Genomic DNA, 8961 nt, shown 5'->3' on the forward strand with positions numbered 1-8961 from the left:
TCAAGATTATTACTCTCTAAAAATGGACACAACCCTTTAAATATCAATTGCTTTAGTTTTTTGTCGTGTACTTAGAACATAATTAAAAAATTTTCAGAAAAGTATTCCTGAAAACCTCCTATATTATGTATTGGCTTAATGAGGTTCTATTTGTCTTTATAAGTCACAAAAAAAAGCCTAACCATAGGTTAAGCTTGTGTAGTATATTTTTAGATTTTAATCTATTTACTTTGAATCAACTTCTCTAAACGAATCATCATTTCGTCTTTCTCTTTAAGCATACGCTCGTACAAGGCAATCTTTTCTTCATGAAGTTGAATAATTTTATCTACTGGATTGATATTATTATTGACAACTACACCAACACAAGCATTATCATTGAATGTACTTGAAATAATATTAATTGCTTGTTGTTCATCAAAATTCTTAATTGCTTCAACAGGTATCTTAAGTACTTTAGATATTTGCTGTAGTAATGAATTATCAATGACTTCTTTCTGTTCAAGTAAAGATATCTTCTTTTGATTCCAATCATCTCCTAAATCAAAAGCAAGAACCTCTTGCTTGATTCCAAGCATTTCTCTAAAACGCTTTACATTTCTTCCTTGGTGTATTTTATGTTCCATAATTAATAGCTGAGTTAAGAAGGCTCAAAGATAAAGCCAATGATTTAAAAAGATTGAATTGTAAAGTTATAAAATAATCGGTAAGATATCCCAATATGAGAATATTATAGTCGTTTAATAGGAAATTCATAGCAAAATAGACCTTGAAACTGCCAAAAACAAAGTATCATTTGTTTTGATTGTAGTTTAGTTGTTTAACCAAAAAAATAACTATCATGGAAAGTCAAATTACAAAGGACGATTTAAGATTGTTTGCTCAAACAATCATTGGAGAGTTAAAAGATCTATTAGCTAAACAGAGCAAAGAAACCTCTCTTGAATGGGTAAAGGCTAAAGTAGCTAGACAACTACTTAGTATCTCGCCAGCTTCACTACAAACTCTTCGAATCAGTGGTAAATTGCAGTATCGAAAAATACTTGGCTCGTATTACTACAACAGAAAAGAGATAGAGAACCTATTTAGTAAGTAGAAGTTAACTTCTACTTACTAAATAGGTTGAAAATTAACTCCCTTAAATTCCTTGCTTGCAAATACAACAGTTGAATTGTTAGAAAGTGTAGAGAATTTAAGGGAGTTTCTATTATCCATTTAACTGATTAATAAAATTAGTTAGTTGGGTTAATTTATCAGGGGTTAGGCTTTTTAAACTCTCTAGTAAATCTGTGTAATTATCAGTTTGTTTATTTGCTTTTCCTTCAAGCTTATCTTTTAATATCTGCATTTCAGTTTTGATAGACTCTTCTTCTGTTAGAGCGTATTCCTCTGTTTGTTTAACAGAGTGATGACCTAACATTTCTTTGACTACGTGAATAGGTACGCCATTACCAAGAGTTACAGTACTTCCAAAAGTTCTTCTTGCTTTATGGGTGTTTAACTCACTTATCTCACATAGAGAAGCAATCTCTTTTAAGTACTCATTCATCTTTTGATTAGAACGAACTGGAAGAACGATATCTTTACCAATACAGTCAGGATGATTTTTATACTTTTCCATTATCTCTATTGCTTTTGGAAGTAGAGGGATAGTAATATTCGCATCTGTCTTTTGTCTGTTGGTTCTAATCCACAGATTGCCCTCTTCATCTTTTGTAATATCACTTTTCTTTAACTGATATACATCGATATAAGCAAGGCCAGTATAACATTGAAATACAAATACATCTCTTACAGTACTTACTCTATCATTTTGAAACTCTTTGTTCTCTAAAATAGATAGTTCCTGTTTGCTTAATGGTTTTTTGTTGAGTTTAGTCTTTTTAGGTTTGTATTGTACAAAAGGATTAGAAGATATTATTCCCTTCGCAACTGCTCGTAAAACAATCTTCTTGAAGTTTGATATATACTTTATAGCTGTGTTGTTAGAACACGCTCTAACAGTCTTTAAATAGTGCTCATAGCCAATTACAAACTCATAATTGAGCTCTCTAAACTCTATATCTTCTTTACCATATACATAACGGATATATTCTCCAACATGTGATCTTGCTGTTACGTATCTTTCATGTGTTCCAATTGCATACTCTTTAGGCACAAGTTTAAAAACTTCATCATTGTGTTTTTGAAATTCTTCTAAAACTTTAATCCTACTAGTCCCTTTACCTTGTATATGATCCATAAGAATTGAAGCAGTAATAGGTAGTTCATTACTTAATAGCTCTAATTTGTACTTAGTAATTTTAGATACAATTGTATCTAATAGGTAGTTTAAGGTTTTAGCGTCTTCTTTAGTACCATTAGCACGACCTGCTTTTTGGTTCCATCTTTTGATATCCCATCTATGACTAAGTGAAGTCTCTTTGCGAATACCATCTACTGTGATTCTAAGGTAAACACCTCTTAAATCACTTTTCTTCCTACTTGGTTTGAGAAAGAAATTAATTGACAACTGTTTTTCTAACATAATTCAACTGTTTTTAAATATTAATAAATGTCGAATTAAAACGTTCCAAAAACACAGTTTAAAACTCTCTGGCGCCTTTTGGCGTAAGGGTTCGTTAAGTTCAAAGGTGCGCATCACTAGGAAATCTTTTTGTGCACCGAATCTGTAACCTTTTTGGGTGCACTTTTAAAAATAATGTGATACCCCTAAAAAAGAAAAAACCTATAACTCATTGTGAATCATAGGTTTTGTGCTTTTTTAATAACTTTTGAAAAGTTACTATTTATAATTTCGCGGAGAAAGAGGGATTATAACCTATATATTTATAAAATCCATTATAGTATTATTTTACTATATATCAATAAGTTAAAATAAATTATGTTTTATAAAATGTGATTAAATAGTATATGATAGTATAAAAATTGGGTGTATATTTGGGTGTTAACACCTATCATCATGACTATAAAAAGAAAAGTAACTTTCGCTATTGAAAAAAGAAAAAAGGACAATATTCTTGTAGTTGAGAATGTTCCTATCAGAGCTCGTGTTGTGTATAATGGCGGACGAGTTGAACTCTTTACGGGCTATCGAATTGATGCATCCAAATGGGATGAACATAAAGAAAGAGTCCGTAACGGTTGTACCAACAAACTTAAACAAAGTTCATCAGAAATCAACACAGCAATTAGTGAGCTATCTACAATCATTGATAGAATCTTTAAAGAGTTTGAGCTAAAGAATGAGATGCCTTCTTTTGAAATTTTTAAAGATGAAGTAAAACGATACTCAGATAAGCAAACAATATCAGCTACAGAAAAGAATCTCTTTACTGCTTTTGATGAGTTTGTAAAAAGTAGTGGTAAACGCAACGATTGGACTGATGCTACTTATACCAAGTTTAATACTGTTCGATCGCATTTAAGTAACTTTAAGAGTAATTTTCAGTTCTCTGATATCAATGAGAAAGTACTCCTTGATTACGTTACTTTTCTTAGAGAAAAGAAATTAATGAGAAACAGCACCATTGACAAGCAGATTAGCTTTTTAAAGTGGTTTTTAAAATGGTGTAGAAGTAACAACTATACTATCGCTTATAACTTTGAAAGCTTTAAACCCAAGCTTAAGGAAACCTCTAAGCGTATCATTTTCTTGACTCAAGAGGAACTTGAGAAAATCAAGGCAAAAGATTTAACTGACAAACCTTATTTAGACAGGGTGCGTGATGTACTTCTCTTTTGTTGCTATACAGGACTTAGATATTCAGATGCTTATAATCTTACCAAACAAGACATCAACAATGATGTGATTGAATTTGTAACCAAGAAAACAAACGATCTTCTACGAGTAGAACTAAATAAACACAGTCGAGCTATTTTAGATAAATATAAAGATGTACCTTTTGAAGATGATAAAGCACTACCTGTGATCTCTAATCAAAAGATGAACGACTATGTTAAGACACTGGGGCAAGAAGCAGGGATAGATGAACCTATTAGAGAAACATATTATCAGGGAAATAAGCGAATTGATGAAGTAAAACCTAAACATGAGCATCTTAGTACTCACGTAGGAAGAAGAACCTTTATATGTACTGCTTTATCTTTGGGGATACCTGTACAAGTAGTAATGAAATGGACAGGACATTCTGATTATAAATCCATGAAACCGTATATTGATGTAGCCGATACAATCAAAGCTAACGCAATGACTAAATTTGATACGATATGAGCGATACAACTTCAATTAAGCTAAGTCAGTATTCTAAATCATTAGATAGGCTTTTAAATGAGCTAAAAACAGATAATTTCACTAACGATATTTGGCAATGTTATAAGCAAGAATCTTATACTATCGTTTATAAAGATCTTGATTCAATAGATTTTGAAGTTTTACTTATCGAGCTTAGAAATAACAACTTCTCAAAAGGAGCTTTATATAACATCGTTTCAATTATAGATAAGCTTAATTTACTATTTGAAGAGTATAATACTCAGATACAGAGTTTAGATTTATATAAGCTATATCACAAGGTTTATATATCACATCTATTTGAAGACAAAATTAAACTTGCTATTGAAGATTTAAAACATGTACAAGAAAGGGAAATTCCTTTAGAAGCACCTAAGAATCTTAACGAAGTAGACATTGAATACTTTAAAAATGAACTAGAGAAAATTAGAAATGAAAAGCTCCTATTTGAAAAAGAGAATACTCATCTGCTAACTGACTATTATAGTTTGTTTAAAATTCATATCAGTAAAGCTAAAGGTTGGATTACAACCTATTTTCCAGAGGAACGATTAAACTTAGACGATGATCTTTTTACAAGTATGCAAGTTAACCTTCTTTATGAGGAGTGTATCTTGATGCAATGCTTCACAACTAATGATTTGAGTTTTGAAGACTTCTATCTTATTTTAAATAGAAGAAAACCTAAAGCTCCTTTTACGCAGTCTTTTAAGCAAGTAACCAAGTTTGCTAAAGAGTTAAAGCCTTATACGGATAAAGTTGACAAACAAATCAAAGACCAATGGAGAGAATTTGTCTGTACTGAGCTTAATTTAAAACTCAGTACAATCAAATCTTATGGGCATAAAACTAAAGAAGATTAATAGAGCTAAGAAGAATGCCTCTTACCTTATTGTTCTTTGTCAGCGTTATATTCATAAATATAATTATAATGTTCTGTAATACCAGCATATTTAAGCAGAAAACCACCTAGCCTAGTTATTTTGTATGATCCTTTTTTAGTCTCTATAATTTGCTTGCCATTCCTTGTTTTAAAATCTATTTTATCTTCTCTACTTAATAATCCTAATCTTAATAAATGCTCTTTATAGTTTTGTTGGACGTCTGATGAAAGTATTAAAGAATCTTCTTCTTCCTCATAAACAAATCTTTGTTCAAGAATATTTCTATGCTTATTTTTAAACTCACTTGCTTTTTCAGTTTCTATACAGTAATAATAACTTGTTAAAGTTATGATTTCCAACTCATTTAATTCGGATAATAATTTTAGGAAGTATTTAGATTCAATAAAGTTTTTCTCATCATTACATATTCCAGTATATAGAATACTAGCTATGTATTCTTTTCTATCTTTTGTTATAGCTCTACTTGCTTGAATAAATCCCTCTTCAATTAAATCAATGAAATAAGGATCATTTTTAATTATTTCTAGTACATCCTGTGGGATTTGAGAAATCTTATCATTTAATATTTTTACATATTCTATTAATCTATCAAAGCGTTGATTTGGTATTATCGCACTAGTTAACTCAGATAATATAGAACCAACACCTGGAATAGCTCCAAATATTGATTTAGCTGTTATTGCAGCAATATCAAATTCATTAATACTTAAATCTTCTTCTTTAGGCATAGTTTTGTTATTTACTTTCAACTGTTTCAATTAATTTTTGTAAAGGTTTTACATTTTGTTTATTAAAAGTGGTTTTTTCTATATTTTTACCAATAAATCTTGCAGAAACCTCTTTGCAGTCAAGTAGTTTACTAATTAAAAAATCATCTAAAGGCATTATGAAAAATTCCGAAGTTTCAGCATTTAACATTATATCTTTTTTACTATCTAATTCAATTTTAATTACTTCATCATCATCTATTAAGAATTGTATTTCTTTGAAAAATTTCCAAGTATTATTTTTTGTATAGAAACGAAGATAATATTTTGGGGTATCATTCTCAAGCTTTGATATAGCAAAATATTTTAATTCAATCCAAGAAGTCTCTTGTCCAAGAGAAAGAATTTTTTCTGTATTTTCATCACTTTGAGTTTTAAAAATAGTTTGCTTATCAAATTTATCATAACTTTCAATAATGTTTGTGTAAATAAAGTTAAAGGTTATTTCTGCAGAAAAAGAAGAAATCTTAGATTCTCTTATAGATATTCTTATATCTTCATTCTCTTCTTTTAGTGAATATATTTTATAATCACTATAATCATAACCTTCTTGCTTTATAGTATTTGGTAAAAATGCTAATACATTATCAATTTCTTTAATTACTGTCTTTTTATTTTTAAAGGGTAGTATTATCTCAGTTAAAATATTATCATAATTAAAAACAACTTTAGCTTCTTTAAAATATTTATTTTGAAATAAACTAACTTTTCTATTAGTTCCACCATAGTAGATATAAGGAAACTCATTAATAATAGTACTATAATCATATTGTTTTCCTAATTCAAGATTTACACCTAAATCTTGAAGAAATTTATTACTAATTTCTTGCCCTTGACAAAATAAGGATATTAGTAAAAAAGTTATAGACAAGTTTTTCTTCATTTATATAAATTTATAATACCATTCTTAATGGTAGATTAAAATATTTCTTTAGGAAATTTTTCCTCTATTAATTCCTCAATTGATTTATGATCTTCTGTAGAATTAATTCTCTCTAAAATCGCTAATGTTTCTCTATATTCCATCGCTTCTGGGATTTTAATTAGTTCTACTTCTAAGTTTAACTCCTTTAATTTTAGTTCAATATCTTCAATACTTACATTAAAGAATTCTTTTCTATTATTAAGCATATTGACTTTCTTTTCTGCAAATTCTTTATGCAAGAAATTCTCTAATGCAGGGGCGTCTTCCGAAAAAATTAATGCATGGACATCAAATTGAAATGGAACAGAAGCATCTCCAAGTTCTTTTACCCTATCCATAGGTTCAAGCCTTCTAGTAAGCCCTATTTTATGGATATTATCTCCAAAAGAACCAATATTTGAAATTATATAAACATATCCCCTTTTGGTTTGCTGAGCCATTGATAAAGCCCTTTCTTTTTTCTCTAATGCTAGTTTTAACTCTTCTTCTAGAATTGAAATTTTTGAAAGTAATTCTGTTTGTTTTTCTTCCGAAGTATCTTTTAATTCTTTTCTAGCAAGTTCTAAAGCTTTTGCAAAATTCTTCTCTTCTTTTTCAGCTTCTTTTTGAGCTTTTTCATAATCTCTAATAGCTTTCTCCTCTTCACGCAACCTTTCTTTTATTTCTTGCATTTCCTCTTTTTCTTGCTGTTTTTTAAGCTGATAACTATATTCTGTATTCAGTTCAAGCAATCTTACATCTAAATAATTTTTAGAAATTTCAATGGCAAAGTTTTCCCCTAATTTATTAAGTGTTTCGTATAACTTAATTATTCTTTCTCCGTAGATATTCACATTATTCCATTTTACTTTTGAAATCATAGCATCACATTCGCCATTAAAAGCTCTAAGGAATAATTTCTTATAACTATTCGTCATTTTTCTACCTTCTTTCTCACTACCATTTACTGTCCAATTTGTAGTACTTATAATAGCCCTATCTTCAGAGATCAGTTTCTTTCTAAGTTCAATGAGTTCTTTACTTCTTTCTTTATATTTCTCACTTGCATCTAAATTATAAATAGGCTCGAAGACACCAACATCTATAAAGTCTTTTTTGTCCTCAAATAAACTAATCTCTTTTACAAGTGACGTATAGGTTTCTAATGCTTTATTATATTTATCTTTTAATATAGATAAATCATTTTTTTGGCTATCTATATTAAGTTTTATTTTCTGTTCTTCTTTTTCTATATCAATTATTGATTGATATTTTTTTAAAGATGCTTTTAGCTCAATTATCTCTTGTAACTCTTTCTTTTTTAGAAAATCAAATAATCCCATATTTTTTATAACTAGTTAAACAAAACTACTAATATTATCATAACAAAAGTACTTCTATTAGGAAAGAACATGATAATATGTAGCTGTTATAGACTTCCTTTAAAATTAAGGAATGGACTTGCTAACTTAGTATACATTAAGTTAAGCATAAAAGCTTATCCTTGAACTATGAAAAGAGTTGGTTTATACTAGACTTACTATAAAAAGTCATAGATATTTTTGATTTATGGTATTTCAATGATTGTTTTTTTTGAGTAAGCGTCAATTAGTTTTTCAATTCCCTCACTTACTTCTTTAAAACTTAGCTCTTTACTAAGTCCCAATAAAACAAAATGTCTGCTTTCTAGTTCTATATTTTCTAATAAATTATAGGCTTCTAAATGGTATCCGCCCGAGCAAGTGCATGTTTCATAATATAATGTAAGGAAGTAAGTTTGCCTCAAATAATAAAGAGATGAGCAAACAAGAAATTATGTACTCTCATGTAGAGGATTGGCAAGCAAGTGGATTGACACAATCAAAGTATTGTGAAAGTGTTGGAATTAAGCTAGCGACATTTAGTTATTGGGTAGTAAAGTTTAAGGGTGAAACAGAGCAAGAAGGCTCAAGTAACTTTATAGCAATAAGTAAAACATCAAAAACAGATGGTAAACAATACGAGATTGTCTATCCTAATGGAGTGAAGTTACGTTTAGAAACGAAAGACTTGGGTGAACTCTATTCATTAGTAAACCTTGTGTAATGTTTAGTCTGAGTAGTAGCCATCAATTCTACTTGTATAAATCAG

Annotated in this window: 9 protein-coding genes; 4 read left to right on the forward strand and 5 right to left on the reverse strand. The window is 29.2% G+C overall.

What is annotated here, in order from left to right; genetic code table 11:
• Positions 1-221: 221 nt before the first annotated feature.
• Complete coding sequence (locus HX049_RS17810; protein WP_286417677.1) at positions 222-626, reverse strand: XRE family transcriptional regulator; 405 nt, start codon at positions 624-626, stop codon at positions 222-224.
• A 215-nt stretch (positions 627-841) separates the two neighbouring features.
• On the opposite strand from HX049_RS17810, the gene HX049_RS17815 reads away from it, so the two are divergent.
• The gene (locus HX049_RS17815; protein WP_286417678.1) at positions 842-1096 is read left to right on the forward strand and encodes a DNA-binding protein; all 255 of its coding nucleotides are present in this window, start codon (positions 842-844) and stop codon (positions 1094-1096) included.
• Positions 1097-1207: 111 nt separating this feature from the next.
• Here HX049_RS17815 and HX049_RS17820 read toward each other — a convergent pair whose 3' ends face one another.
• Complete coding sequence (locus tag HX049_RS17820; RefSeq protein WP_286417680.1) at positions 1208-2527, reverse strand: site-specific integrase; 1320 nt, start codon at positions 2525-2527, stop codon at positions 1208-1210.
• A gap of 435 nt (positions 2528-2962) precedes the next feature.
• On the opposite strand from HX049_RS17820, the gene HX049_RS17825 reads away from it, so the two are divergent.
• Positions 2963-4234 (forward strand): site-specific integrase, encoded by a 1272-nt coding sequence (locus HX049_RS17825; RefSeq protein ID WP_286417681.1) that lies wholly within the window; start codon positions 2963-2965, stop codon positions 4232-4234.
• Complete coding sequence (locus tag HX049_RS17830) at positions 4231-5118, forward strand: hypothetical protein (RefSeq protein ID WP_286417682.1); 888 nt, start codon at positions 4231-4233, stop codon at positions 5116-5118. Before HX049_RS17825 ends, HX049_RS17830 begins: the two co-directional genes overlap by 4 nt.
• A 26-nt stretch (positions 5119-5144) precedes the next feature.
• Here HX049_RS17830 and HX049_RS17835 read toward each other — a convergent pair whose 3' ends face one another.
• The 3 genes from HX049_RS17835 to HX049_RS17845 are packed head-to-tail and all read right to left on the reverse strand — an operon-like array spanning position 5145 to position 8174.
• A complete protein-coding gene (locus HX049_RS17835; protein WP_286417684.1) occupies positions 5145-5888 on the reverse strand; it encodes a hypothetical protein in 744 nt (247 codons plus the stop codon).
• A gap of 7 nt (positions 5889-5895) precedes the next feature.
• Entirely contained in the window at positions 5896-6810 is a 915-nt protein-coding gene (locus HX049_RS17840) for a hypothetical protein (RefSeq protein WP_286417686.1), read from the reverse strand.
• Positions 6811-6845: 35 nt separating this feature from the next.
• A complete protein-coding gene (locus tag HX049_RS17845; RefSeq protein WP_286417687.1) occupies positions 6846-8174 on the reverse strand; it encodes a DUF4041 domain-containing protein in 1329 nt (442 codons plus the stop codon).
• A gap of 454 nt (positions 8175-8628) precedes the next feature.
• Here HX049_RS17845 and tnpA point away from each other — a divergent pair, with 454 nt between their 5' ends.
• Positions 8629-8916 carry an IS66 family insertion sequence element accessory protein TnpA gene (gene tnpA / locus HX049_RS17850; protein WP_286417688.1) on the forward strand — a complete coding sequence of 96 codons (288 nt, stop codon included), beginning with the start codon at positions 8629-8631 and terminating at the stop codon, positions 8914-8916.
• Positions 8917-8961: the final 45 nt, after the last annotated feature.

Source organism: Myroides odoratimimus (genome assembly GCF_030326305.1).
Classification (GTDB): domain Bacteria; phylum Bacteroidota; class Bacteroidia; order Flavobacteriales; family Flavobacteriaceae; genus Flavobacterium; species Flavobacterium odoratimimum_A.